Raw genomic sequence first — 26,280 nt, 5'->3', positions numbered from 1 at the left:
ACTGAAAACAATCACTCTGCTTCATAGTTACGAATTCGAGGAATTATATATTGAGGGATTTTTCTAAATATTTTGAAAAAAAGTGTAAACCAACCGAACAACTTAAATTCATTTATTATCGCAAAGTCTTCTGAAGATTTTAGCTTCTGAAGATTTGCGGTGGTACTCTTTCCCCCCAACCTCATTTTAACCAAGTATTTGTTTAAAAATACTTTTTCTATCTTCATATTTGTAAACCAACGCAAAGAAATATCATAATCACTCGCGATGGAATAATCTTCATTATAAAATCCATATTCTTGAAAAACATTCTTTTTGACATATATGGTTGTATGTAAAGGAATCCAACCAAAACCAAGGTATCGTTTTTTAAAAGGTTTTGCTTTATAAACTCGCTTTACATTATTTACATCGTTTTCAGCAACATACATTCCGTTGCCATAAATCAAATCAGCAGAGGTGTTTTTGAAAGAATGAACAACATTTTCAAGTACGTCTTCATCAAAATAAAAATCATCTGAATGTAAAATACCAATCACATCACCTGTTGCTAGCTTGATCCCTTTATTCAAAGCATTGTACAAACCGTTGTCTTTCTCTGATTTGTAATATCCTAATTTAGCTATGTATGGCTCAATTATTTTTTGAGTTCCATCGGTTGACCCACCATCTATGACAATGTGTTCTACATTTGAATAAGATTGATTCAACACTGATTCAATACAACTTGAAATACAGTCACGATTATTGTAAACTATTGTAATAACAGATATTTTCATTGTTTTATTTTAACCAAATCTTCATAAATTCTGATGTACTCCTTGAAAACGATGTCTTTATTATAATATTTTTCTGCCTTTACCCTACAATGATGAGTATATTCCGATTTTGACACTTGTTTTATGTGTCTAATCTTATCAACTGCGGCTAAAATATCACCTTGTTCTATCACAAATCCTGTTTTATCATCTATCGACTCGACACTCCCACCGGTTCTATATGTAACAACAGGTGTACCACTTGCCAGAGCCTCAAGATTTATGGTTGGAAAATTATCCTCCCAAGTAGGATTGAACAATACATCCGCATTACTGTATATTTCGGATAATTCATCAATGTTTTTGGTATTAGAGATTCCTATTATATTATTTGGTATTTTTTTTAATTGTTTATCATTTAATCCAACTAAAAATATAACTTCATCCTCGAGTAATTTCTTTGATAATTCAATAAAATCTTCGAGTCCTTTTCTTTTCTCCCAAACATTTGCAACACCTAATATTACAAACTTAGAAGAAATCTTGAACCTATCGAACACTTTACATTCATTTCTTATATAAAAAGACTTTAAGTCAATTCCGTTGTGAATCATTTTTATAATGTGGTTTTTCAGATACGAATATTGCAATTCTTTCTTCAACCATTTTGATACTGGTACAATTGTCAGATTTTCCAATGAATTGAATAATTCGTTTTTTTTATAAAAATTATCTTTCGAGTTATCTTTAAAAAAACTTCTAGGGTAATTATCTAATTGCGGGCAATTGTTACATTCAGTTTCCCATTTTTTACAATTTATATAGCTATAGTAAGCACAGTGTCCAGTATAAGACCAACAATCATGTAAGGTCCAGACTACTGGCTTATTAGAAGCTTTCAAATAATTAAAAAACAATTCAATATTCAAATAATAACCATGAATATTATGTATATGTATAATATCAGGATCAATTTTTTTAACTTTTTTAATAAATCTTTTGGTGGCAGATTTAGAACCAAAGCCATGTTTATCAAATAGGAAAGATTGAATTCCGTGGTAAAAAACATCAATAATATTTCCAATTTTTATAGCTTTCGAAACACTAGGTCTTGGATCTCTTCCGAAAGCATAAAAACTTTCCCATCCCTTACTCAAAACAAGTTTTCCTATATCTTCTGCTATCTTTCCTGTAGATCTTGAGTTAATAAACGTATTTATTTGTAATATTTTCATTAAAAATTATTGGACTTTAATTTTAGACACAAAAACTACTAATTTATAAGCAAAGATACTTGTGAAAATCAATCCAAAAGTATAAGCATATCCATTCATTAAATCTCCTCTTAAAACAAACAAAAACATACCTAAAACCAACATATACAACACATTGAAATAAGATTTTTCGGATTCATGAATCCAATAAAACTTATCAATTACTGCAGTAAAATACCCTAAAAAAAGAATAAAAAATAATACACCAAAATACCCAAAATTAATATAACCTTCAGCCAAATAGGTACACGCCAAATTATCATAGGTTAATCCTAATTCTTGCGCATGAAACTGGCCACTACTTAAAGGTTTCGATGGCCAAATAGATCTCGGCACGAAAAAAAGAAAAACTCCAAGTAATTGGTAACCATAAGTTATTATATCGTGATAAATAACTCTTGACAAAGTTATATAAGCATCGAAATGTAGATCCGTAAACATCTCAAAATTCAAACCTAACTCAACCTCTGTATTATTTCCAAAATTTCTAAAAGAATCTAAAAATGGAAAAACAACAAGTAAACCAAAAATCATCATTGCAGCGAAAAAATGCTTCCTTTTAAATATCGGTACAAATAAGAGAAGTAAGGGTAAATAAAAACCTGCCGCAGCATTCCTTCCTAACCCCAAAGGAAAAGCAGTAACAAAAAAAAGTATAAAAAGAACAACATTAAAAACCCAGGACTTTCGATTATACATACAAGAAATAACAAAAAGAACTAATGATAATGGTCTAAAAAATTTATCTATTAAAAGAGATAATGATTTTGCAACTTCAATTTTATCCGTAAATACACCACCCCTAAACAACATGCTAAACAAATTGAATTTATTAACCATAAAAATCATATAAAAACATAGAACTGAGAGCAAAAACATCGTTATTTGCGTAAAAATCGAAAAATAATTGTTAACGAAATTTGTAGTCTTAAACCTACGGTTAATAAATGATATATATCTAATTGAAAATCTATTATCTACATAATAGTAAAGAGAATTATAAATTAACGTACTTATCAAAAAAACAATAGAAGTGATAAGTTTATATCTATATGGTATTTCCGGTTCGCCAACAAACCTGGAATGTTCCAAATATTGTAAAACAGGTGCAATACCAATAAAAAATAAATTAAAAATATGATACATTTTGAAAAGAGAGAAAGGTCGATTATCATAGGCAAAAAGTGAAAATGAACTTACTCCAATAATAATTAAATGAACCGCTATATACCAGTTATATATCTTAACATCTAAAAGAATTGCATACAAGGATAAACCAAATGTTAACAACCCTAAAATGAAACCAAAAGTTATTTTCATTTATAAGATTTTCTAATTAAACCAATCAAGGATTCGTATACATTTGATATAGGATTTGCAATATTTATTTCCTGAATGTCCGTTGATGTAAAAGACAATAAAGAGGAACTATTTTCATGAATAATTAAAAGTTTCTTCCCATTATTTAACAACTCGTTAATAACAATTTCAGCCGGAATACAACTTTTTATTTTAATATCAAAAACATCAAACATATTATCTTGTTCATCTATATGTGGATGAGGCTTTATTATCTTAATATATTTAGGATATTGTTTGATGACCTCATTAATTTTATTGTTTATCTTATGAGATGTAAGATATAATAACACTCGCTCTTGAGAAAAATCGAAATTATTAAAACTCATCAAAAACTTGATATCGGTTAATTCTTGCATATGTCTCTGAAAAGTCTGTCTAAACGTTAAAACCTGGTAATTTTCAGGCACATCAATTAACTCTTTAAAAAGACTAGGATAATATAAATACGCTCCTTGGGTAAAATAATTTCCTCCGATCCAATTTTCACAACCTAATTTTGAATAAATAAAATATTTAATTTCGGAAACTATTGAAGATCGGTCATTAATGTACCTATACGATCCGTAACCCTCTTCATAAGTATATATCTTAATTCTCTTAGTTAAAAACCAAAACATTATATAGTATAGAATACCAAAATCCGAGTCTAAAAAAAGTTTCACGTAACTTTTCTGTCTCTTTATAACCGTAAACAATGCAAAATATCTATTCTTCCTAAATAATACATTTGACCATATGCTAGATTTTGATTTTATATGATTATAAAAAGAAAATGAATCGGAAAAAGAATCAATTATATAGCAATCTTTGTAGCAATCATCAATGATATTCGTTGCATTAATATATTGCAAAGGCTTTGAGATAATATATGCAGACTTACTCTTAACTTCCATCAATACCTTAAAATTTTAAACTATTATTGTTTGAAACAAGCTCTTGAAGGTGAATAATAATTTGAATGATACGTTTTTTGTTTAAAAAAATAAAAAACAAAAAACTAAGAACTATGAAAATAAAATCATTCTCAATTATTAAACTAATTAAAATAAACACCAGGGGAATTAAAAAGTTTCGTGGGAATAACTCTTTGTAAACATCATGATATGTAACTTTATAATTAAATTCTTTCATACCAACTTTTGTTAACTTAAACACATAATATGTAAAACCAACCAATACTGAAACCGCTATTAAATTAATCGAAAAACCCAATTTAGCAAACAAAATCGATAGCCCTACTATTATAACAACCGAATAAAGACAAATCTTAGTCATTATCTTTTCTTTTTTCTTTGCAACTAGTAAAACACTATAACCAAAACTATTATTAAATATTAACTGAGTAAAAAGAAGTATTTTAAAAGGAGTCATTGCCATTGAATATTTCGGTATAAATACAATTAATATCGGTACCAATAAGAAGCCCATATATGTCAATAAAAAACAACTTGCAATATATAACTCTCTAATTTTTACCAACACTTTTTTTGTATCACTTGAATCATTCGCATAAAACTTATTCAATAATTTAGGGTATACCAAAAATGAAACCGACCCAACAACCATAAATACTGCGCTAGACAAACTTACTGCTAAAGAATAAAAACCTAGTTTCTCAGGTGAAAACTCAATTGACACAATTGTTCTCGAAGACAATAACAAAAGGTAAAAACTAACATTATACATCAACAAATGCCCACCCCTAGTTAATATTTCTTTCATTATTGATCCTTTGAAACCAAATCCAAGTGAGATCGGTGAGTTATTTAAAAACAATATCAATGAACATATATTACCTATCACCATAGCCAACAACAAAAAATATATTAAACTTTGAGTATTAAATAATATTAAAACCACCAGTTGAAAAAAAGGAACAATAAATTGATTAAAATTAATCTTATTTAACTCTCCATAAGTTCTGTATAGATTAGTAAAAACATTGTTAAATGCTGAAACTGAAAAAATAAGAAAAACAAATGCAAAATAATCATAGAATTGATATTTAGCAAAAATAGTTGGATAAATTGAAACTAAAAGAACACCAATCATAGAGACTAAAAAACATAGAATTAATGTTAACAATAGGGTATTATGCCATAATCTTTTTGAGTAGTACAAGGATTTTTTCTTTGTTGACAAAATAGCATTTAAAGAATAAGAAGGTATCATACCTAAATAAGTTAAATACTGATTCAACAATATTAAGAAACTATAAATCCCAAAATAAAAAACTCCTAAATATTTTGCTATCAACAATGAATTCACAAATTGAATACCGAATGTTAAATATTTCACCCCAATAAAATGCGTTATTTGAGAGTTTAATATTTGTTTAAATATACCCATTAAAAAAATCTATTTATTTTCTCAGTTTAAACATCTTTAACTGTTTACACAAAAAAGACAGCTCAACTAATGTGAAAAACACAGCTATTTTTTCTATAAACAATGTAAATAAAAAACTCAGGTACAATCATCTTTCAACAAAGAAATAATAATAGAATCCCAATATTTACCATCTTCAAAACAATTCGCTCTAAGCTTTCCATCTACTTGAAAGTTTAACTCTTTAAAAAATTGAATTTTTTTTGAATCGAATTCATATAACTCCATCCAAATTTTATTCAAATTTAAATTATTAAATCCATAATCAATCAATAAAGAAGCTGCTTCCTTTGACAAATCTTTATCATCAACATAAACCTCATTTTCACCAATATAAAAAGAAAAATCACCAGACCTATTTATCCAATTCACGTACAAAATTCCCGCTGCTCCAATTGGTTTATTAGTTTCTAGGTCAACAATTGTGAACATAAAGTTTATATGTCTTGTTTTTTGTAAACTATCAAACCAAGCTTCTTGATCTGCAAGAGACAATTCCCTAACTTCTCTAAAGTGTTTTCTAAAACTTTCTAAATTACGCCAATCTCTAAACAAAGAGAGATCTTCTTTTTCAACAGCTCTTAAACCTACTATATTTCCTTTTATCATAACAAATTTATATCATTTTTTTTGTTAAATGTTCACCAGCGTCAATATCCTCGAGCAATTCTTTTCCTAAAAAAAATTTCTTTTCGTACGGATGTACACCCCCATCAGATATAGGTCTTAGTACAATAAAATCTTCTTCCTTTAATACATGTCCTTTTTTTAAATCATTTTTCACCCTTAAACACCTTCTTTGGACTAGTTGAGATTGAACTTCATTTTTTTCTATTCTTTTAACACCATCTCCAAGGGCGCTAAGTAATTCATATGATCTATCAACCATATCTCTCCATGAATTCGGATTCATTGCAAATCCATGATCAGGTCCTACTTGATCATTATTATCCGTGAAATGCTTCTCAATTACTCTTGCTCCCAAAGTAATTGCGCCTAAAGTTGTGGCATGGCCAGATGTATGATCGGATAAACCTAAAACAACATTTGGATAATCAGCTGCATACTTTTTCAATACATTTAGATTACAATATTTATAATTATCATCTGACCCCGTATAATTTGTATTACATTGCATTAAAACAAGTTTATCGGTTTTATCCATCGCCATTTCCATTACTCTTTTAACATCTTCATCTGAACAAGCACCAGTAGCCAACAAAACGGGTTTATTTTTACTTAGTGTATACTCAATAATTTCCAACCATGAAATATCACCCGATCCAATCTTATACATGTCTACAAACGGATCCACTAAATCAACAGATTCAAAATCATATGCGCTTGTAAAATAATCGATACCAACCTTATTACACTCATCTTTCAATATCCCTGTCCAATCTTTAGAAATGCTAGCATCTTCATAAACCTCAAAAACAGATTTCTTCCAATCAGACTGATGAGACAACTTCCCTTTGAGTTTATCAAAACCAATTTTACTCACAATTTTATTAGCTTGAAAGTTCTGAAACTTTGCTGCATCTGCTCCCGACTCTTTGGCTAATTTAATTAACTCTATAGCCTTCTCTAATGATCCGTTATGATTAGCTCCTATATCTGCGATAAAATATAAAGAGTTATCATCAATTATTCTACTTCCGAGTTCTATACTATTCATAATAATTATCTTTTATAGATTGAATTGTTTTTTCTAAAGTTGGTAATGCTCTACCAAATAATTTTTCGTAATTACTAACATTCAAACTTTGATCTGCACAGCGCTTTGCTCTTTCTGTAAAAGAAGAAATTGTTGCTTTTTTCACATAATTTGTAGAAATATTAAGAGACTCTAACAAATTAATTCCAAATTCATATTTAGTACAACATTGCTGACCTGCGATATGCAACACCTTAGAATCAACTAAGTTGTTTTCTATTAAGAATTCGAGTTCCATAGCTAAATCCCAAATAGAAATGGGAGTAAATATTACATCATCAAACAACCCAATAGTTTCATTTTTTATTGATGAATTAACAATCCATTCAACAAAACCTGATTTGGATGTATTTTCATTTAATCCTACAATCGTAGTCCGAATAATGCTAAACTTTCGCTCCGAGTTTAACAAAAAAAACTCTCCCAACTCCTTAGATTTACCATAAACATTTTCAGGACAAACAATGTCTTTCTCTTTAGCTAAATTCAATTTAGAAGGAAAAACTGCATCCGTTGATATATAGATTATCTCTACATCACCATCGGTCGCGTTCATAAGTTTCCTAATAGACACAGCATTAATATTATAAGCTTCCAATGGATTATCATTACAATAGTTCCCATTAGTTAAAGCTGCTGAATGAATAATTACTTTCGGTTTACTCCATGAAATAAGCTCTTCAAAAGAATCCGAAGATAAATCAAATTGCATATATGCTACAGGACAATCTTTATATTCGGAATTTCCTGTTCCATAAACATCGAATTTCTTAGATAACGACTTAACTAAAGTAGCACCGAGCATACCTGAGGCACCAGTAACCAAAATTCTCATTTTTCTTGTAATATTTTATACTTCATTTCTGCTAATTCCCAATCAGAAATATGGTCAATATCTTGAGATTCTAATTGTGTCAACTCAATAAAACTAGTGTTATTTGTCCATAACTTTTCCGCTTCAATAATTTTATCTACTTTAAAAAAATAAAACTGGCCAACATCATGAAACGAAGATTCCAAGTCCTGCGAGCGAGTTTGCATATATCTTGGTTCGAACATTTCAATCATTCCGTTAGTATTAATCTTCACAGCTCTTTGAATAGGAAAACTGAAACGTACTATTGGGAATACACAGTCATAATTGTGTTTTTCTAATTTAGAAAAACTTTCTTGTAACCTTATATCAGTTACAAATGGGGCACACGGATAAATACAACATGCATAACAAAACTCTTTTCCTATGTTTTTATATTCAGTTATAACTTCAGCAATAACATCAACTGTTGTGGCAAAATCATTTGAATTTTTTACCGTTCTAAAAAACGGAACTACGGCGCCATATTCACGAGCAACCCTAGCAATCTCTTTATCGTCGGTAGACACCATAACTTCATCAAATAATCCACACTTAATAGCACTTTCTATCGAATAAGCAATAATTGGCTTTCCCAGAAAAGACTTAATATTTTTCCTAGGAATACGTTTGCTGCCACCCCTAGCAGGTATAATTGCAATTTTAGACATAAGCTACACTTTAAAATTGGCATCTACATGATCAATAACTAATTGTCTGAGGGATTCAACCGATTCCCAATCAGTGTTATTTCCAGAATCATATGAAAATCCCTCAGGGACATCAACACCCTTAAACTCCCTTTTATAATCCTCTTTTGTATATTGAGAATATGGTGACTTTTGAGGTAAAATTGCATAGTATTTACCTAAATCAACAGTATTATAAGAGTCGGATGCAGTGATCATTTCTTCATGTAACTTCTCTCCAGGTCTAATACCTATTACCTTCTGCTTCATTTCAGGTGCAATGGCTTTTGCAACATCTGGAATTCTATATGAAGGAATTTTAGGGACGAACACCTCGCCTCCCCATGCTTTTTCTATAGCATAAAAGACCATCGCACAACCATCTTCAAGGGATATATTGAATCTTGTCATTTTTTCATCTGTTATTGGAAGAAACTCCTCACAGTTTTTCTTCTTTTTAAGAAAAAATGGCATTACAGAACCGTTGGAACCCATCACATTACCATACCGAACAACAGAAAATTTAATTTTCCGAGTTCCTTTTATGTTATTAGCGGCAATGAACAATTTATCCGAAGCTAGCTTGGTAGCACCATATAAATTAATTGGTGCTGCGGCTTTATCAGTTGATAAAGCTACGACATCTTTAACTCCACATTCCAACGCAGCTTCAATTACATTTTCAGCTCCGTTAATATTGGTCTTCACACATTCCATTGGATTGTATTCCGCCAAATGAACATGCTTCATAGCAGCTGCATGAATTACGATATCGATTCCTTCAAATGCACGAACAAGCCTAGACTTATCTCTTACATCTCCAATAAAATATCGAATCGCTGGAAATACATCCTCAGGAAACTCCTGAGACATTTGAAAATGCTTTTGTTCATCTCTAGATAAAATAACCAAACGCTTCACACCTGGATTCCTTTCCAAAATTAATTTAGTAAACATTTTCCCAAATGACCCAGTTCCTCCTGTTATTAAAATTGATTTTCCATTTAAATCTAACATCCCATTATTCTTTAATGTTTTTTTTGATTATTCTTTCTGTTATCACTAGAATTACACCTACTATCACCCCCAATAAAACCCAACTAACTAAAATCAAACCTCTCTTAGGTTTAGACCTTTCAACAGGCACCGTTACAGGTTTTAAAATTGTAAAAACAGGAGTATCTTTTGTAATTTGCAAGTATTGTGCTTCTAATTGCTTTGCTAACTCAGTATAGACTGAATACACCAAATTATACTCATCTTGTATCGTTTGTAATTCTATTTTACTCATTGCTGTGTTTACATACTTATTTTTATCCTCAAATTTTGCTAATTTTAATTGGACTTCAATAAATTTTTGCTCAACTATTTCATATCTCTCTTTAATATAATCTAGTTGCTCTGTGGCTTTCTTTATTTTAGATTCAATGATAAAGTTCTGTAACAATTCTTGAGCATGTTTCACCAATTGTGCAGCTGGTTTTGCTTGCGGCATATTGGCTTCAATTGTAATATAACCATCATTTTCATTTACCTGCAACAACAATTGCTTTGAGAGCCTTTTCAACAAAAGATTTTGTTCTTCTGACACTTCGATCAATTCATCAATAGTTAATTTATTTAAATCCTCAACCTTTTCTTTTCCACCTTTTAGATAGCTGATTAACAATCTAGGCAAACCAATCGTATATTTATAGATTACCCCTAGTAAACTGGGTTTGTATATATGTTGATAATAATTTTCGAAACTAACATCATTCTTTTCTTCCACAAATGACAACGGAGCTTTTAGAACATCCAACTGAAAACCAATATTTTCCATGATTTTAGGATAGTGAATTGGGGATATCTCAGAATTAGACCCCATACCACCTAAATTTATTCCAGCCATTGCAGCCAAGCCTCCGATACTACCTCCTATTTTTGATTCTGCATCTTGGGTAACAAAAGTAGTCGATGCTGTATATTCCTTCTCAGAAAAAATAGCAATAAACAAACCCAACAACATAAATATGAGGGTAGTTTTTATAATAGTTTTACGTCCACTCCAAATTGTTTTCACCAAGGACATCAAGTCAATTTCGTCTTGTTCTCTTATTGTATTTTTTACATCTTGACTCATAACCTACTTACTAATTTGTTGAACTAACAATGCCAAACTCAACAGTGCAGAACTAATACCAATAATTTCACCTGCCGTCATTTTCTTTCTTGGTTCTCGTTTCGGAACCAATACAATTGCTCCAGGTTCTAAATCCGGGTAATTTTTAATCCATAAAAAACGTTTGGTACTTTTCACATCTCCATTTGCGTATACGACATAGGTCTTGCTCTTTTTTGCATTTTCAGAAAACCCACCCGAATTATTTATGTATTCTTTCAAAGATTTTGACTTATCGAATCGAATCAATGAAGGACGCAAAACTTCACCTTGAACCGCAACCGTCTGCTTTTGTGACGGGACTACCAAAACATCACCTTCTCTTAAAATTAAATCGTATTTGGATTTTTTCCCTTTGTCTTCAAGTATCTTCTTCAAGTCAATTCCAATCATATACTCGGTCTTCTCAGTAACATCAATTCCCAAAGAATCTTTTACAATCAAACTTTGTAACAACTCTAACTGCTCTTTATCTGTTGCTTTTGTCGTTCTTCGTATCAAAGTAGCTCCCTCGACATAGGCATATGGCGTAAATCCACCTGATTTTTCAATCAAATCAGATATTCGCTCATCCTTATCAGTAATTGCATAACGTCCAGGATATACAACTTCACCTTCAACTGATGCATCAATTTTTTTACTATATCCTTTTAAATAACGAACCGAAACCTCATCAAAAGGCTCCAAATAAAAAGTCTCTACACTATCTAAACTCAAAGAAATAGTACTTGATCTCTTGATATTCTCACTTAATGTAGAAAAACTAGTATCAATTACTCTTCTTGAAACATCAATCACACTCGGATCAGCTCCTTCTTTATATCCTCCAGCCATTAATATCAAATCTTCAATATTCATTTTATGACGAAACTCAGTAGTCAAGGGCTCATTTACAGCACCGTTAATCGCCACTGTATACTCCTCTTTTAATGAATATTTATCAAAAATATGAATACTATCTTCTCGCTTCAAAACAACATCTTGCGTTTTGTTCAACACATCTTTGATAGAAAATGGGATAACTTCTTCATCTACATCATCGATAGTTCTATAAATCAAACCTCTATCTAAAAACACAGCTTCTTTTACTCCATCTGCTTTTTCTATCAATTCAGACAAGCGTAAACTATCAGTTAATTGATAATTACCTTCTCTATATACGGCACCATTGATACTTACGCGATTGATATACCTGTCGGTAATTCTTTTAACATCTATGCTATCACCATCTTGTAAAAGAAATTTTTCTTGACTTTTCATATCAATTTCAAGCACTTCTCGCTGACTCCCATTCACACGCTCAACAAGCAATCTTTCTTTGTAAGCTTCAGCAGAAAATCCACTAAAATAATCTACCAATTCGTTTATCGATTCTTTTGGCTTTAATTCGTAGATCCCCGGTCTTTTTACAAAACCGGTAACCGATACCTTACTCAAATAAGGCTTTACAATGATGACGTCTTTATCTTTTAAAAACTCATTTCCTTTCTGAGAACCTTTAGTCAGGTATTGGTAAATATCTAATTCTGAATGCAACTTTCCTTTTCTAAACAACTGTACAGTTCTAAACGTTCCGTTTTCTGTAGGGCCTCCTGCGGCATATAAGGCATTTAAAACCGAAGACATGGCGTTTAAAGAATAAGTACCTGGAACTTTGATTTCACCGATAATATTTACTTGAATCGTACGAATACCAACCAAAGACACCTCAGCATAAACTTTATTGTAACTCGTTGGCGCAGCACTAATACCACTGTAGATCTTTTTCAAATAAGAAACAATCTTGGATTTTGCTTTTTGAATTTCCAAGCCATTTACATAAACCGGACCAATGCTCTCTATATTTATCGCTCCTCTTTTATCAACTTTTTTTCGGTAAGAATTTTCAGCTGCTCCCCAAATATCAATCAACAATTCATCTCCAGGCCCCACCTGATAGGTTTCAGGAGTAGCCAAATTTAAATTGGGTTCGAAAGAAATATTTGGATTGTTAAAAAAATCATACCCGAACAACAAGCTCTTTTCTTTTAAAGCCTCATTTTCCAAACCTATCAAACCAAAAGGATCTACATTTTGATCCAACATAAAATCTTCAGAAGTTTGATTTTCAGTATCAGGAACATCTGACAACAAACTTACTTCTCTGATACGTTCTTTTAATTTTGCAATTTCTACAGAGGACATACCTTTTGCTTGCGCCAACACTTCTAACTGAGACATTGTATACCCTTGTGCTTGCGCTTGTTCCCAATAAGCTTTTATTTGCTCGTCAGACAAATTATCAACATCCATTTTCTCCATTTTAGCTGAAGACAACTCTTGAGCATATGTAGACTGGCTGACTACCAATGTAAAGGCTATTAGCACTGAATAAATCCAATATTTCATAAGATAAGTTTGGTTACTACTTCTAAACGTTTTATTGAAGCAAATATTGTTTATTTTTAAAACGCTAAAAATACATAAATTAACCCGAACAAACCTAGCCAAAGTTAACATATGTTATGCACAAATAAACAACAACAAAAAGAAGAGTGCTAAATGCGTTTTTTGGGTTTAACACCAACAAAATCTTTCAAGTAGTAAGGCTCAAAATACGCAACGTCTTCAAAAACAGCATTCTTATATTTTTTTTCTGATAGAGTAACCATATCTAGAGCTGAAGGAAATTTACTTTCAATAAAAATGGCGTTTTTATGAATAATGATATCTTTTGTCTTTTTGACTGCATCACCAACAAAATATACTTTATCACTACTTAAATAATCATCATATGAATTTTCATCGAGAACCTCAGCCTTCGTACCTCTAATTTGCAGTCCGTTTTTGTCAAAAACAGCACTAAAAACCTCCAACCTTCTAGCGTCTAACATTGGAATGACCACGCCTTCATTTATTGTTATTGAATTTGCCAAAATCTCTAAGCTTTCTAACGAAATTAAAGGAATATCTAAAGCAAAACAAATACCTTTTGCGGCCGACACACCTATCCTCAAACCTGTATACGAACCTGGACCTTTACCCACACAAACGGCAGCTAAATCAGAGAATTCAATTTGTGCTTTTTGCAAAACGTTTTCAACAAACAAATGCAATTTTTCGCTATGCGAATAATTTTCTGTGTTCACTTCTTCGAAAGCCACCATCTCTCCATTTCTACCAATACTTACTGAGCAGTTTTTCGTTGCTGTATCAAAATTTAAGATATACGACATATTGTACTTTTCTTTCAGATTGCAAATATAGTATATTGGCAGTTCACCTGTTTCGTTAGAATTCCTTTATTTTACAATATGAATTCAAACGAAATAATAAACCAAACTATTCTTTTTGTAAAAGAAACATTAAAAAATGCTGAAGGTGGACACGATTGGTTTCACATAGAACGTGTTTACAAAAACAGCATCTTGATTTCCAAATCAGAAACGGCTGACCAAACAGTTGTGCAACTTGCCGCATTATTGCATGATATTGCAGACTCAAAATTTCATAATGGTGACGAATCTATTGGGCCAAAAACAGCTAGAAACTTCCTTCAAACACTTTCCTTAGAGCATGAAATGATCAATCACATCGTAGAAATAATTGAAAATATTTCTTTTAAAGGTGGAAATTTTGAAACGCAATTGAACTCAATAGAATTTAATATTGTTCAAGATGCAGATAGATTAGATGCCATTGGTGCAATAGGAATTGCAAGATGTTTCAATTATGGTGGATTTAAAAACCGAGAAATCTACAACCCTAACATTCCACCTGATTTAAAAATGGACAAAGAAACTTATAAAAAATCTACTGCTCCAAGCATCAATCATTTTTATGAAAAATTACTGCTCTTAAAAGATAAAATGCATACCAATACCGGTAAAAAAATCGCGCAACAAAGACATCAATTTATGGAAGATTATTTGCAACAATTTTATGCTGAATGGGAAGGAAAAATTTAAAATTCTGGCTTCCTTTTATTCAGAAACGCTGTAGTACCTTCGATAAAATCTGAAGTACCAAAACAACTCCCGAACAAAGTAATTTCTTTTGAATACCCATCATTGCCAGCAAAACCTGAGTTGATTGCCTTTATAGCTGCACTTGCTGAACTCGGTGCATTTTGAACTATTTTTTTCGCAATTTCCAAACAGCTGATCAACAGTTCTTCTTGTGGAACTACACGATTTACCAGACCATATTCAAGTGCCTGAGTTGATGAAATCATGCCACCGGTAAGTATCATTTCCATTGCTCTTCCTTTCCCAACCAACTGCGGCAATCTCTGTGTCCCTCCGTAACCAGGAATCAACCCCAATGACACTTCGGGCAACCCCATTTTTGCATTCTCTGAAGCATATCGAATATGACAAGCCATGGCCAACTCAAGACCTCCACCAAGTGCAAATCCGTTAATCGCGGCAATAACCGGTTTCGAAAAATTCTCTATCAAATCAAACAAAGTTTTTTGTCCTTTCTCAGCCAAATCTTTTCCTTGCTCTATAGTGAAAGAAGCAAACTCAGCGATATCTGCTCCAGCTACAAATGCCTTTTCACCTGAACCAATAAGCAAAATAACCCTAACCTGGTCGTCATTTTCTAAAGAAACAAATACCTGATGAAGCTCTGCAATCGTTTCTTTATTTAAAGCATTTAATTTTTTAGGCCTTTCGATAGTCACGAGTGATACATATCCACCTAAATCTTGAATAGAAATATTATGAAACTCCATAGGAACAGTTTTTAAAATAGTTCCATAAATATAACCAGAAGTTTTAGGTTTCGAAACTATTCTTTTGGGATTCTTATCGTAAACTTGGTTCCATTGTCTACTTGAGAATCAAAATCAATCGTTCCGTTGTACATTTCAATAATTTTCTTTGACATTGCCAATCCTAATCCCATTCCACTTGACTTTGTTGTAAATCGTGGTTCAAAAATCAAAGATTTTAACTCTTCAGCAATCCCTTTACCGTTGTCATTCACTTTGATTTCAAAATAACCCTCAGAATCATGCAATAGCACCTCAATGACTGGATGTTTGACATCTTCAACAGCGTGTATGGCGTTTTTCACCAAATTCGTAACTACACGAATAAGCTGTCCTTTATCTATCAACAAATAGACCTCTTCTGAATTGCTTGAAAACTCGATATTTTCATTTTCAAAAATATCAAGAGCCACTTTTATGACAGAGATTACTTCTTCTTTTTTCTTATGCTGTTTTGGCATTTTTGCAAAATCAGAAAAAGCCGTAGCAATAGAGCTCATTACATCTATTTGTTGAATCAAACTCTCGCTATACTCCTTTAATTTATCTTTAATTTCAGGATCGGTAGGATCAAATTTTCTTTCAAAACTTTGCACTGTTAAACGCATTGGAGTTAATGGATTTTTTATTTCATGCGCTACTTGTTTTGCCATTTCTCTCCATGCTTGTTCTCTTTCAGAAGAAGCCAATTTGCGTGCAGCTTCTTCTAATTGATCAATCATATTGTTATAGGCTGTAATCAATTTTTTTATTTCTTTTGACGTAGAACCCATGTAAATTTTTTCATTTTCGCTGTGCAATCCAGTTTTACCGATCCTTTCAATTTTTTCGAGTATTGTTTTTAACGAACGTGTAATATAACTTGATAGAAAATAGGCAAAGCTAATCGCTATCACAAACATTAACAGATACACATAAGCCAACCTTGTTAAAAACTCATTTAAATTTTTATCTTGAACTGTATTATCTTGCACGTAGTGCATCTTCAAAAAACCAATCAACACACCAGCTTTATTATACAAGTAGCTATAGGATGATTGAAGTCTTCTACCTTCATCAAGGTCCCTACCTTCGACAAATCTTTTTTCAGTTTTAAACTTATTTAATTCATAAGGTTTTAAATACTCAGAAGAATCATAAATACTATCGTTATTTGCTATAGCTCTAGAATCTAACAACAATTTCCCATTCAGGTCGTAAAAGTTAATATTCACTTTATGAACTTTAACAATTTCTAAAATCGGTTCTTTAAAATAATCAAAAAGTTCACTCGTTTCTAATGGATGTTTTGTATTGTCTAGTTCGTATTTGATACTCAATCGAGTTGCATTCTCTTTTCTAGCAAACCTACGTTTGTTGTAATTAGCAGTCTGTTCATTGTATTGATAAACTGTCATAAACGCAATTAACACGTAGGTCAACAATATCAATAATATCATCGATAAAAATATGCGTATTCGTAAAGACAGTTTTTTAAAAATCATCCCCTTCTTTTTTGATTCAGATTAAATGTACTCAATAATTAAGTTTATTGAACTCGTATTTAAACAATACGAATGCAAAAGGTAGCATCATAGACAAGTATGAAATATCAAACCTATGATCAAAAATAGCGAAAAACCAACCTTCAGAAAAAATAATACTTATCATACTGATAAATGGGATAGCAAAAATAATCAGACCGCTGTAAAAAAAAGATGTTTCATAGTTCTGAGTTCGAAACGAAATAAAAAACGGCAGCATTAACAAAATATATGAAAATACAGGTGCCTTATTAGTTTGTAAGGTCAGAGGGTTATGATTGATTAACATTTCAATATTCTCCGCAGAAAGTAAAACCGGCAAACAAATTAATACCGTTGATAAAATTCCTATAGCGATAGATTGCAACTTCGATGAGGTTTTAGAACCATAAAAATCTCGAAAAAAGAAAATAATTATAGGAATTACTAAAACTCCACGAGTCAGTAAAAAAAAAGCTATCATAAGACTAATTTTGAAAGGCTTATCGAAAAAATTTTCGCGCCTTTTTTTTATACTAACCTCAACCATCAATGCAAATAGTAATAAATTACTCAACATATCACTCTTCGCTATAAACTCCCACCAAATAGCAGGTGACATTAAGTACAAAAAAACAAGTAAGTATCGATATTTTACATTTCTAACTTCTTTAAAAACATAAAAAGAAAACAACCCAAAGGTAAAAACCTGCAAATATCCAACATCACCAATTAAGTAAAAGGGAAGTCCCAAATAACCCAAGGCAGGAAAATTCGAACTCACATTACCTACATAATCTATTCTATTATATGGATATACTCCATCTATAATTCCTTGAATTGTTATTTCTAACGCAGCCCATCTATCGGCAGTTAAAGTACTACTATCTACCTTAAATACAACTAAAGAAAACACTAAAACAAAACATAAAACGACAGCAATCAGCAACTTGTTAAAAAATACATTCCTGCTTAAAAAGTTAAACTTTCTCTTACTAACTAAAACCACAAAAGCTGTTACGAAAAAGACATACCCAATAACGAGAGAAATAGAGTTCACATAACTTTGCCTTGCTCCATACTTGTAAACAAACATACCGTTTACAAAAAGGTATATTAAAAATGAAACCTTGAACAAAACACTTTTCATATTACAGACAAATTAGTTACTCCTTCAGTTTCAACTTATAATAAATAATAATACTCGCCAGCGAAGCCGTAATAACATTGGCAATGGTCATCGAAACACTCTTGATATATATACCATACACCAACCACAATAGTACTCCGATAAAAAACATCGAAAACATTGTTAAAGAAACACTTTCAGCTGATTTAGTTTTCCAAATTTTATATACCTGAGGCACAAATGACGCTGTGGTCAAACACGCAGCCAACAAACCAATTACTTCAATTTCTATCGGTATGTTTTGCATCTTATTTTTCGGTATCTGGTAAACGAACTGTTTCTAAATAAAAAGTATCGTCTTGTTCTCCATCATTATCACGGTCTTGCAAACCTTTAATAGAAAAACCATCTTCTATTTTCTCTAGTTCAAAAGCAACTGTAAACGGTTTTTTTCCCGGTCCTTGTGAAAACTCATAAAACAACGAATCTTTCGTTGCTTTCCAATTCCCTTGTGTTTTCTGACCCGCAGGATATCCGTTTTTTTTAGTCCAACTTTCGAAAGTTCCGTCTACATTATAAGTTGTAAAGGATTTTCCTTGCTGTTTGGCTCTAGGATCATGAGGGTTAGCAAAATCAATATCGTACTCAATCAAAGTATCCTTTCTTTTAAAAGTAGGCATTTCTAATTTCACGTATACTGTTTCCCAATTTCCAACTAAATAACGAGTCATTTTTTCATCTTCTGAAGCACAGGAAACAACAAAAATAGCAACAAGAACTAGGCTTAGGTTTTTAATTTTTTTCATAACTAATTTTTATCCAACAATATTTACAATTTTACCTGGTACAATAATAACTTTCTTAGGAGTTCTTCCTTGCAACTGAGCTTGTGTTTTTTCGTGTTTCATCACAATCTCTTCAATTTCATCTTTAGAAAGTGTCAATGATAATTCCAACGTAAAACGCATTTTACCGTTGAATGAAACCGGATATACTTTGGTGCTTTCTACCAAGTGACTTTCATCAAAAACCGGAAAACTAGCTGTTGCAATCGAAGTTTCGTGCCCTAATTTAGACCATAATTCTTCAGCAATATGAGGTGCATATGGAGAAACCAATACCAACAAAGGCTCTAAAATTTCTCTTTTATTGCACTTCAAGGCAGACAATTCATTTACAGCAATCATAAAAGTACTAACTGAAGTATTGAAAGAAAAATTCTCGATATCTTCTTGTACTTTTTTGATGGTTTTATGTAGCGTCTTTAATTCATCTTTCGTAGGCGTTGCATCTACAACAGAAAATGATGCTCCCTGATGATACAATTTCCATAATTTCTTCAAGAAAGAGTGCACACCAGATATACCTGAAGTCTTCCATGGTTTTGCTTGCTCTAAGGGTCCTAAAAACATTTCAAACAATCGCAAACTATCTGCCCCGTATTCTTCGCAGATAACATCAGGATTCACAACATTGTATTTAGACTTAGACATTTTTTCAACTTCACGTTTTGTTCTAAACGCTCCATCTTCTGAATGTAAAAAATTAGCATCTTTAAAATCTTTATTTAGTGGATGGTTTCTAAATGCCTCAACATCCAATTCATCAGAACTATTCACCAATGAAACATCTGCATGAATCCATCTAAACTTTAAGTCAGAAACATCACTTTCACTCAAGCCAATATTTTTAAAAAAACCAACGAACTCATCCCATCTTCTATGAACTGAAGTTATATAATCATCTTTATCAAATAACTCTGCTGAAACAAATGCATTTAAGCTCTTTCCATCAAATAAAGCTTCAAGAACAAAAGCACTGGTACCTAGAATCATTCCTTGATTGATCAATTTTTTCGCAAATTCATCTGTTGGTAAATGACCTCTATCGAACAAAAACTTTTGCCAAAAACGTGCATATAACAAATGGCCTGTTGCATGTTCAGAACCACCAATATATAAATCTACATCTTGCCAATAATCTGCTGCTGCTTTGCTTACAAAAGCTTCAGTATTTGAAGGATCCATATAACGGTTAAAATACCAAGAACTACCTGCCCAACCTGGCATTGTGTTCAACTCTAAAGGCCAAACAGTGCTATTATTTATCTCACTGTTATCGACAACTTTATTATTAACAGTGTCCCAAGCCCACACATCTGCATTTCCTAAAGGCGGTTTACCATCTTCTGTTGGCAAATACTTTTCGACTTCTGGTAAAACAATTGGCAAATGTTTCGGGTTTATCATCTGTGGCATTCCATCTTTATAATACACTGGAAATGGTTCTCCCCAGTACCTCTGACGACTAAATACTGCATCTCGCAAACGGTAATTGATTTTCCCTTTTCCGAAACCTCTTTTTTCCATTTCATAAATAGCCAGCTTGGTCGCTTTTTTTACATTCAAACCAGATAACATATCTGAATTTGCAATTTTAGCAGTCTTATCTTCACAAGCTCCTTCAGCAACAGAAACACCTTCAAAAATGTTTTTTATTTCAATTTCAAAATGTTTTGCAAAATCCCAATCACGTTGATCTCCACACGGAACTGCCATTACCGCACCCGTTCCATAACTTGCCAAAACATAATCTCCAATCCAAATCGCAATTTTTTCACCTGTAAATGGATGAATTGCATAAGCTCCAGTGAAAGCTCCTGAAATGGTTTTTACATCAGCCATACGATCTCTTTCAGAACGTTTTGCTGTTGCCTCTATATAAGCTTCAACTTCTTCTTTTTGATCTTTAGTTACAATTTGCGAAACTAAATCATGTTCGGGAGCTAAGGTCATAAACGTAACTCCAAATATCGTATCAGGGCGTGTCGTAAACACCTCTATTTTTTCCTCTGAATTTTCTACATCAAAAAACACACTAGCACCTTGGGATCTCCCAATCCAGTTTGTTTGAGAATCTTTTAAAGGCTGTGGCCAATCTATCTTTTCTAATCCATCGAGCATACGTTGTGCATACGCTGAAATTCGCATGCTCCATTGCTTCATTTTTTTTCTAACGACAGGATGCCCTCCTCTTTCTGAAACCCCATTGACGATTTCATCATTGGCCAAAACTGTACCCAAAAAAGGACACCAGTTTACTTCTGTCTCAGACAAATAAGTCATTCTATACTGTAACAAAACAGCCTCTTTCTCTACTTTAGAATAGTTGTTCCAATCCTCAGAAGAAAACACTGCAATCCCCTCATCAGAAACTGCTTTTACATTGCTGTTTCCGCTTTTTTCAAAAATCGAAATTAACGTACTAATTGCCTCTGCTTTATTGCTTTCTAAATCATACCATGAATCAAACAACTGAATAAAAATCCATTGTGTCCATTTATAATAATCAGGATTAGAAGTACGCACTTCACGTGACCAATCAAAAGAAAAACCAATTTTATCTAATTGTCTTCTGTAAGTAGCAATATTTGTTTCTGTCGTTATTGCTGGATGCTGACCTGTTTGTATTGCGTATTGTTCAGCAGGCAAACCAAATGAATCGTATCCTTGGGGGTGTAAAACATTGAACCCTTGATGACGTTTGTAACGAGCATAAATATCTGAAGCGATATAACCCAATGGATGCCCAACATGTAATCCTGCCCCAGATGGATAAGGAAACATATCTAACACATAATACTTTGGTTTATCTGTTGTTTCACTAGCCTTAAAAGTTTGATTTTCTGACCAATACTTTTGCCATTTCGCTTCTATCTCGTTAAAATTGTAATCCATTCTATCTAAAAGGCATAAAGCCTCTGTATTTTTTGAGTTAAGTTGCAAAAATACAGTTCTTAAGCGAGAGTTAAAAATATAGAACTTGAAAGTTTAGAGCATAAAAAAAGCAGCAATAAATTGCTGCTTTTTTTAAATTTCAAGAATTTAATCTTCATCTAATGCTATTGGTAACTTTACTACTGTTGTACCCCAACCTAAACAAAGAGTCATATCATTATCAAATGCTATTGAAAAATTCTCTAATTTCTTTGAACCAGTAGACACCTTTCCTTTCACACGTAAAACATCATTTTTTCTGTTATAACTATAGGCTCCCCAAACATCTACGTCTTTACTTATGATAAAAGTCCATTCTTTTTCCCCTGGTATAGTAAACAATGAATAAACTCCTTCTTCAATTTCTGTCCCTTCGATAACTACATCTTTATAAAAACGAATTTCAACAGCTTCATTGGCTCCTGTTCGCCATACTTTTCCTGCTGGTGCTAAAGAACTCACAGACCTTCCCTTTAAGTATGGCCTGCTATAGATAACCTTCACAACTTTATTCGCCTCTCTATGACTGCTAGGATAAGTAGCAACATCTAGCGGGCTTTTATCTAATGAGCTAAACTTTTGTGCTGTTAAATTGTTAGAAAATAATGTAGCAGTAGCTACAATTAGCAAAGTAAAAAATGATTTTTTCATAAGTAGAATTAAATATAGTGAATTTTGAGTCTAGCAAAATTAGTGTTCCTTACACAAGCAAGGAAATAATATTTTGTTAATTCTACTTATTTACTTGTTGGATGTAAGAAGACAGATTTTTTTGTACTTCTCTATTTCCTGTTTCAAAATATGTCATTGCACCTTGATTGCTCATAAAGCAATTTTCAATTCCAATTTTTTCAATGATCCCGGATTTTGTCATCGCATCTCTCACAGGGCCTTTTACATTTGCAAAATATATCTTTATTCCTTGAGCTGCATAAAAATCTATTCGATCGTTCCACATCGCAGCACCGGTACTATCTAAACCGTTGATGCATTCGCAATCAATAACAATCAACTCTAGACTTTTTCCTTTTTCTTTGGTAAGTCGATCTAGTTGCTCTCTAAAATAATCAGTATTGGCAAAATACAAATGAGAATCAAATCGTAATATGAGCACTTTGGGGTTGACCTCAACATCGTCAAATCGGTTTATATTTCTAAAAAAACCAGTATTTGGTATTCTCCCCAAAACGGCTATATGTGGTTTCGATGTTCGAAAAATCACCATGAGTAAAGACAATCCAACCCCTACTCCGATTCCTTCTTTAATTCCAAAAAACAAGGTTCCAATAAATGTAACCAAGAGCATCCAAAAATCAATTTTATTTACTTTCCACAATCGCATGGCTTCTCGATAGTCAATAAGTTTTAAGACAGACACAATAATAATTGCTGCCAATACTGCTTTTGGCAAATAATAGAAAACTGGTGTTAAAAACAATAAGACTGCTGCAACAATTGCAACAGAAAAAAACGCAGCAAATCCCGTTTTAGCTCCAGAATCTTGATTTACTGCAGATCTAGAGAAGCTTGCTGTTGCCGGATAGGATTTAAAAAAAGATCCTAACATATTCCCCAAACCTATGGCAATCAATTCTTGGTTAGGTTTTACGTGAATTACATCGTCGTTTTTCTCTAATGACTTCCCAATGGAAACAGTTTCTAAAAAACCAATCATAGCAATTGTCAATGCAATCGGAAGCATTTGCATTATTTTTTCTAGACTTATATCAGGCACTGAAAAAGAGGGTAATCCAGAAGGAATTTCTTTAATTATAGCTACTTGATCAAATGTACCGCTAAAGAATTTCAATACTAGAATCCCTATCACTACAACGACTAATGGACTAGGAATTTTGTTATTGATTCGTTTTAAAACAAAAATAATCAATATAGCCCCTGCACCGATAGCAAAAGTTTGCAAATTTGTATCTAATACATTTTTGACAAAATGAATGGTGATTTCATGTATCTGATTACTCCTCGGTATTGGAATCCCTAATAAATTTCTAAATTGATTCACACCAATAATAATGGCAGCTGCTGAAGTAAAACCACTTATTACTGGACGTGATAAAAAATTCACCACAAAACCCAATCGCAATACTCCTAACAAAAACTGTATTACACCTACCGAAAAAGCCAACAATATGGCAATTGAGACAACATTTTCAGTTCCAAAAGTTACCAATGAAGCAATACCTGCTGCCACCAATAATGAATCCATGGCTACGGGTCCAACGGCGACTCTTGGTGAAGTCCCTAAAACCGCATAAACTAATTGTGGAATCAAAGCTGTATACAATCCATAAATAGGTGGTAATCCTGCAATTAAAGCATAAGCAATTCCTTGTGGAATTAAAACAACTCCCACAGTTATCCCAGCAATAGCATCACTTTTTAATAAGCTACTATTGTACTTAGATATCCATTGTAATATTGGAAAGTATTTCTTCATGTATCAAAACAATTCTCCTTGAGCTCTCCCTTTTGTTCTGCCTAAATGTTTATAGGCTAATTCTGTTACCTCTCTTCCTCTTGGTGTACGCATTACAAACCCTTGTTGAATTAAAAACGGTTCGTAAACTTCTTCTATCGTCTCTGCATTTTCACTAACTGCTGTTGCCAATGTGGTCAAACCAACAGGCCCTCCTTTGAACTTATCAATAATAGTAGTTAAAATTTTATTATCCATATCATCCAACCCATGCGCATCCACATTTAGTGCTTGCAAACCAAATTTTGCAATTTCAATAGTAATCGATCCGTTTCCTTTTATTTCGGCAAAATCCCTAACCCTGCGCAGCAAAGCATTTGCGATTCGCGGTGTTCCTCTGCTTCTACCCGCAATTTCAATAGCCGCTTCCATTGAAATTGGTGTTTTTAAAATTGCCGCACTTCGCTGTACAATTGTTGTCAATAAATCTGTTTTATAGTATTCAAGTCGACTACTTATTCCAAATCGAGCACGCATTGGAGCAGTTAGCATACCAGATCTTGTAGTAGCTCCAATCAAAGTAAATGGCTCTAAGTTTAATTGAACTGTCCTTGCATTTGGACCAGATTCAATCATAATATCAATTTTATAATCTTCCATTGCAGAATACAAATACTCTTCTACAACCGGACTCAATCTGTGGATTTCATCGATAAACAAAACATCTCGTTCATCTAACCCAGTAAGCAAACCTGCCAAATCTCCTGGCTTATCTAAAACAGGGCCTGATGTTACTTTGATTCCTACATTCAATTCATTTGCTAGGATATTCGCAAGTGTAGTTTTCCCAAGTCCCGGAGGTCCATGAAATAATGTATGATCCAAAGCTTCTCCTCTTCTATTGGCAGCTTCAACAAAGACTTTCAAATTTTCTAGTGCCTGATCTTGACCTGTAAAATCGTCAAAAGACAATGGACGTAATCTTTTTTCAACATCCATTTCTTCACTAGAAAAATTCGAATTTTCAGGATTTAAATTTTCATTCATGTACTGCTTCTTAGGTCATACGAAGATATGAATTTTGCTCCTATAAAAACAACTTACAGTACGCAATGCTTGAATGCAATATCAATCAGTTGCAATCCCGAAATACAACCATATCACATCCTGACCATAAGAATTGTTTTGTGCATGTATTTCACCTGGTTCTATGGTAATGCAATCCCCCGCAATTAATGTGAAAGATGCCCCACCTACTTCAAAATCAATTTTACCTGATTGAATGTAAAACACCTCATACATTGTGTCGTGTTTATGCCTCTCCACCTTCTGCCCTGGTTTAAAAGTCGCTGCGCCAAACTGCATGATTTTCGGGATAACTTTATCATCTAAAAACACTTTTTTTGCTACAGGAGAATTATGGCTCGCTGTCACTTCTGTAATTAAATCGGTATGTATCAACTTCATAAATTAACTATTTA

Annotated in this window: 24 protein-coding genes; 1 reads left to right on the top strand and 23 read right to left on the bottom strand. The window is 32.5% G+C overall.

Annotated elements, in window-relative coordinates:
- Nucleotides 1–11 precede the first annotated feature (11 nt).
- From F6P99_RS07820 to tsaB, 13 genes are all read right to left on the bottom strand, one after another.
- Nucleotides 12–779, bottom strand: a complete 768-nt coding sequence (locus F6P99_RS07820; protein ID WP_152286913.1) for a glycosyltransferase family 2 protein — start codon at nt 777–779, stop codon at nt 12–14.
- Nucleotides 776–1,993, bottom strand: a complete 1,218-nt coding sequence (locus F6P99_RS07815) for a glycosyltransferase (RefSeq protein WP_152286912.1) — start codon at nt 1,991–1,993, stop codon at nt 776–778. The genes F6P99_RS07820 and F6P99_RS07815 overlap by 4 nt, the downstream gene beginning before the upstream one ends.
- A gap of 6 nt (nt 1,994–1,999) precedes the next feature.
- Nucleotides 2,000–2,845 carry a hypothetical protein gene (locus F6P99_RS07810; RefSeq protein ID WP_193316031.1) on the bottom strand — a complete coding sequence of 282 codons (846 nt, stop codon included), beginning with the start codon at nt 2,843–2,845 and terminating at the stop codon, nt 2,000–2,002.
- A 503-nt stretch (nt 2,846–3,348) separates the two neighbouring features.
- Nucleotides 3,349–4,287 carry a hypothetical protein gene (locus F6P99_RS07805; protein WP_152286910.1) on the bottom strand — a complete coding sequence of 313 codons (939 nt, stop codon included), beginning with the start codon at nt 4,285–4,287 and terminating at the stop codon, nt 3,349–3,351.
- Nucleotides 4,288–4,294: 7 nt separating this feature from the next.
- Nucleotides 4,295–5,743 carry a lipopolysaccharide biosynthesis protein gene (locus tag F6P99_RS07800; protein WP_152286909.1) on the bottom strand — a complete coding sequence of 483 codons (1,449 nt, stop codon included), beginning with the start codon at nt 5,741–5,743 and terminating at the stop codon, nt 4,295–4,297.
- 117 nt (nt 5,744–5,860) lie between these two features.
- The gene (locus tag F6P99_RS07795) at nt 5,861–6,391 is read right to left on the bottom strand and encodes a GNAT family N-acetyltransferase (protein WP_152286908.1); all 531 of its coding nucleotides are present in this window, start codon (nt 6,389–6,391) and stop codon (nt 5,861–5,863) included.
- A gap of 7 nt (nt 6,392–6,398) precedes the next feature.
- Complete coding sequence (locus tag F6P99_RS07790) at nt 6,399–7,460, bottom strand: N-acetylneuraminate synthase family protein (protein WP_152286907.1); 1,062 nt, start codon at nt 7,458–7,460, stop codon at nt 6,399–6,401.
- On the bottom strand, nt 7,453–8,334 hold the full coding sequence (locus F6P99_RS07785; RefSeq protein WP_152286906.1) for an SDR family oxidoreductase: 882 nt from the start codon (nt 8,332–8,334) through the stop codon (nt 7,453–7,455). Before F6P99_RS07785 ends, F6P99_RS07790 begins: the two co-directional genes overlap by 8 nt.
- Entirely contained in the window at nt 8,331–9,023 is a 693-nt protein-coding gene (gene pseF / locus F6P99_RS07780) for a pseudaminic acid cytidylyltransferase (RefSeq protein WP_152286905.1), read from the bottom strand. The genes F6P99_RS07785 and pseF overlap by 4 nt, the downstream gene beginning before the upstream one ends.
- Nucleotides 9,024–9,026: 3 nt before the next feature.
- Nucleotides 9,027–10,058 (bottom strand): UDP-N-acetylglucosamine 4,6-dehydratase (inverting), encoded by a 1,032-nt coding sequence (pseB, locus tag F6P99_RS07775; RefSeq protein WP_152286904.1) that lies wholly within the window; start codon nt 10,056–10,058, stop codon nt 9,027–9,029.
- 4 nt (nt 10,059–10,062) lie between these two features.
- Nucleotides 10,063–11,163: a Wzz/FepE/Etk N-terminal domain-containing protein gene (locus tag F6P99_RS07770; protein WP_152286903.1), complete on the bottom strand. Its 1,101-nt coding sequence runs from the start codon at nt 11,161–11,163 to the stop codon at nt 10,063–10,065.
- Between the two features lie 3 nt (nt 11,164–11,166).
- Entirely contained in the window at nt 11,167–13,590 is a 2,424-nt protein-coding gene (locus F6P99_RS07765; protein ID WP_193316030.1) for an SLBB domain-containing protein, read from the bottom strand.
- Nucleotides 13,591–13,739: 149 nt separating this feature from the next.
- Entirely contained in the window at nt 13,740–14,417 is a 678-nt protein-coding gene (gene tsaB, locus F6P99_RS07760; RefSeq protein ID WP_152286901.1) for a tRNA (adenosine(37)-N6)-threonylcarbamoyltransferase complex dimerization subunit type 1 TsaB, read from the bottom strand.
- A 78-nt stretch (nt 14,418–14,495) separates the two neighbouring features.
- On the opposite strand from tsaB, the gene F6P99_RS07755 reads away from it, so the two are divergent.
- Nucleotides 14,496–15,149, top strand: coding sequence for an HD domain-containing protein (locus tag F6P99_RS07755; protein ID WP_152286900.1), 654 nt, complete (start codon nt 14,496–14,498; stop codon nt 15,147–15,149).
- Here the strand turns inward: F6P99_RS07755 and F6P99_RS07750 are convergent.
- From F6P99_RS07750 to F6P99_RS07705, 10 genes are all read right to left on the bottom strand, one after another.
- A complete protein-coding gene (locus F6P99_RS07750) occupies nt 15,146–15,919 on the bottom strand; it encodes an enoyl-CoA hydratase/isomerase family protein (RefSeq protein WP_152286899.1) in 774 nt (257 codons plus the stop codon). The genes F6P99_RS07755 and F6P99_RS07750 overlap by 4 nt on opposite strands.
- A gap of 56 nt (nt 15,920–15,975) precedes the next feature.
- On the bottom strand, nt 15,976–17,442 hold the full coding sequence (locus F6P99_RS07745; protein ID WP_226913043.1) for a sensor histidine kinase: 1,467 nt from the start codon (nt 17,440–17,442) through the stop codon (nt 15,976–15,978).
- Between the two features lie 31 nt (nt 17,443–17,473).
- Entirely contained in the window at nt 17,474–18,610 is a 1,137-nt protein-coding gene (locus F6P99_RS07740) for a hypothetical protein (RefSeq protein ID WP_152286898.1), read from the bottom strand.
- Nucleotides 18,611–18,626: 16 nt separating this feature from the next.
- A complete protein-coding gene (locus F6P99_RS07735) occupies nt 18,627–18,896 on the bottom strand; it encodes a SemiSWEET family sugar transporter (RefSeq protein WP_152286897.1) in 270 nt (89 codons plus the stop codon).
- A 1-nt stretch (nt 18,897) separates the two neighbouring features.
- On the bottom strand, nt 18,898–19,395 hold the full coding sequence (locus F6P99_RS07730) for a hypothetical protein (protein WP_152286896.1): 498 nt from the start codon (nt 19,393–19,395) through the stop codon (nt 18,898–18,900).
- A gap of 9 nt (nt 19,396–19,404) precedes the next feature.
- Nucleotides 19,405–22,326 (bottom strand): leucine--tRNA ligase, encoded by a 2,922-nt coding sequence (locus F6P99_RS07725; RefSeq protein ID WP_152287153.1) that lies wholly within the window; start codon nt 22,324–22,326, stop codon nt 19,405–19,407.
- A 147-nt stretch (nt 22,327–22,473) separates the two neighbouring features.
- Nucleotides 22,474–23,016, bottom strand: a complete 543-nt coding sequence (locus F6P99_RS07720) for a DUF2911 domain-containing protein (RefSeq protein WP_152286895.1) — start codon at nt 23,014–23,016, stop codon at nt 22,474–22,476.
- 82 nt (nt 23,017–23,098) lie between these two features.
- Nucleotides 23,099–24,820 (bottom strand): SulP family inorganic anion transporter, encoded by a 1,722-nt coding sequence (locus F6P99_RS07715; protein WP_152286894.1) that lies wholly within the window; start codon nt 24,818–24,820, stop codon nt 23,099–23,101.
- Between the two features lie 3 nt (nt 24,821–24,823).
- Nucleotides 24,824–25,846 (bottom strand): Holliday junction branch migration DNA helicase RuvB, encoded by a 1,023-nt coding sequence (gene ruvB, locus F6P99_RS07710; RefSeq protein WP_152286893.1) that lies wholly within the window; start codon nt 25,844–25,846, stop codon nt 24,824–24,826.
- An 81-nt stretch (nt 25,847–25,927) separates the two neighbouring features.
- A complete protein-coding gene (locus F6P99_RS07705) occupies nt 25,928–26,266 on the bottom strand; it encodes a cupin domain-containing protein (RefSeq protein WP_152286892.1) in 339 nt (112 codons plus the stop codon).
- Between the last annotated feature and the right edge of the window lie 14 nt (nt 26,267–26,280).

The sequence above is a fragment of the Flavicella marina genome, assembly GCF_009193215.1.
GTDB classification, from domain to species: domain Bacteria; phylum Bacteroidota; class Bacteroidia; order Flavobacteriales; family Flavobacteriaceae; genus Flavicella; species Flavicella marina.
The sequence above is the reverse complement of the archived record's forward strand: the minus strand, read 5'-3'. Positions and strand labels throughout refer to the sequence as shown.

Excerpts from the sequence above, each read along its gene's own strand:
- F6P99_RS07715 (WP_152286894.1), bottom strand. The coding sequence starts at position 24,820 with ATGAAGAAATACTTTCCAATATTACAATGGATATCTAAGTACAATAGT.
- tsaB (WP_152286901.1), bottom strand. The coding sequence starts at position 14,417 with ATGTCGTATATCTTAAATTTTGATACAGCAACGAAAAACTGCTCAGTA.
- F6P99_RS07770 (WP_152286903.1), bottom strand. The coding sequence starts at position 11,163 with ATGAGTCAAGATGTAAAAAATACAATAAGAGAACAAGACGAAATTGAC.
- F6P99_RS07800 (WP_152286909.1), bottom strand. The coding sequence starts at position 5,743 with ATGGGTATATTTAAACAAATATTAAACTCTCAAATAACGCATTTTATT.
- F6P99_RS07805 (WP_152286910.1), bottom strand. The coding sequence starts at position 4,287 with ATGGAAGTTAAGAGTAAGTCTGCATATATTATCTCAAAGCCTTTGCAA.
- F6P99_RS07745 (WP_226913043.1), bottom strand. The coding sequence starts at position 17,442 with ATGATTTTTAAAAAACTGTCTTTACGAATACGCATATTTTTATCGATG.
- F6P99_RS07720 (WP_152286895.1), bottom strand. The coding sequence starts at position 23,016 with ATGAAAAAATCATTTTTTACTTTGCTAATTGTAGCTACTGCTACATTA.
- F6P99_RS07750 (WP_152286899.1), bottom strand. The coding sequence starts at position 15,919 with ATGGAGTTTCATAATATTTCTATTCAAGATTTAGGTGGATATGTATCA.
- F6P99_RS07790 (WP_152286907.1), bottom strand. The coding sequence starts at position 7,460 with ATGAATAGTATAGAACTCGGAAGTAGAATAATTGATGATAACTCTTTA.
- F6P99_RS07820 (WP_152286913.1), bottom strand. The coding sequence starts at position 779 with ATGAAAATATCTGTTATTACAATAGTTTACAATAATCGTGACTGTATT.
- F6P99_RS07730 (WP_152286896.1), bottom strand. The coding sequence starts at position 19,395 with ATGAAAAAAATTAAAAACCTAAGCCTAGTTCTTGTTGCTATTTTTGTT.
- pseF (WP_152286905.1), bottom strand. The coding sequence starts at position 9,023 with ATGTCTAAAATTGCAATTATACCTGCTAGGGGTGGCAGCAAACGTATT.
- F6P99_RS07705 (WP_152286892.1), bottom strand. The coding sequence starts at position 26,266 with ATGAAGTTGATACATACCGATTTAATTACAGAAGTGACAGCGAGCCAT.
- F6P99_RS07740 (WP_152286898.1), bottom strand. The coding sequence starts at position 18,610 with ATGAAAAGTGTTTTGTTCAAGGTTTCATTTTTAATATACCTTTTTGTA.
- F6P99_RS07735 (WP_152286897.1), bottom strand. The coding sequence starts at position 18,896 with ATGCAAAACATACCGATAGAAATTGAAGTAATTGGTTTGTTGGCTGCG.
- F6P99_RS07815 (WP_152286912.1), bottom strand. The coding sequence starts at position 1,993 with ATGAAAATATTACAAATAAATACGTTTATTAACTCAAGATCTACAGGA.
- F6P99_RS07765 (WP_193316030.1), bottom strand. The coding sequence starts at position 13,590 with ATGAAATATTGGATTTATTCAGTGCTAATAGCCTTTACATTGGTAGTC.
- F6P99_RS07725 (WP_152287153.1), bottom strand. The coding sequence starts at position 22,326 with ATGGATTACAATTTTAACGAGATAGAAGCGAAATGGCAAAAGTATTGG.
- F6P99_RS07785 (WP_152286906.1), bottom strand. The coding sequence starts at position 8,334 with ATGAGAATTTTGGTTACTGGTGCCTCAGGTATGCTCGGTGCTACTTTA.
- ruvB (WP_152286893.1), bottom strand. The coding sequence starts at position 25,846 with ATGAATGAAAATTTAAATCCTGAAAATTCGAATTTTTCTAGTGAAGAA.
- F6P99_RS07755 (WP_152286900.1), top strand. The coding sequence starts at position 14,496 with ATGAATTCAAACGAAATAATAAACCAAACTATTCTTTTTGTAAAAGAA.
- F6P99_RS07810 (WP_193316031.1), bottom strand. The coding sequence starts at position 2,845 with ATGTTGTTTAGGGGTGGTGTATTTACGGATAAAATTGAAGTTGCAAAA.
- pseB (WP_152286904.1), bottom strand. The coding sequence starts at position 10,058 with ATGTTAGATTTAAATGGAAAATCAATTTTAATAACAGGAGGAACTGGG.
- F6P99_RS07795 (WP_152286908.1), bottom strand. The coding sequence starts at position 6,391 with ATGATAAAAGGAAATATAGTAGGTTTAAGAGCTGTTGAAAAAGAAGAT.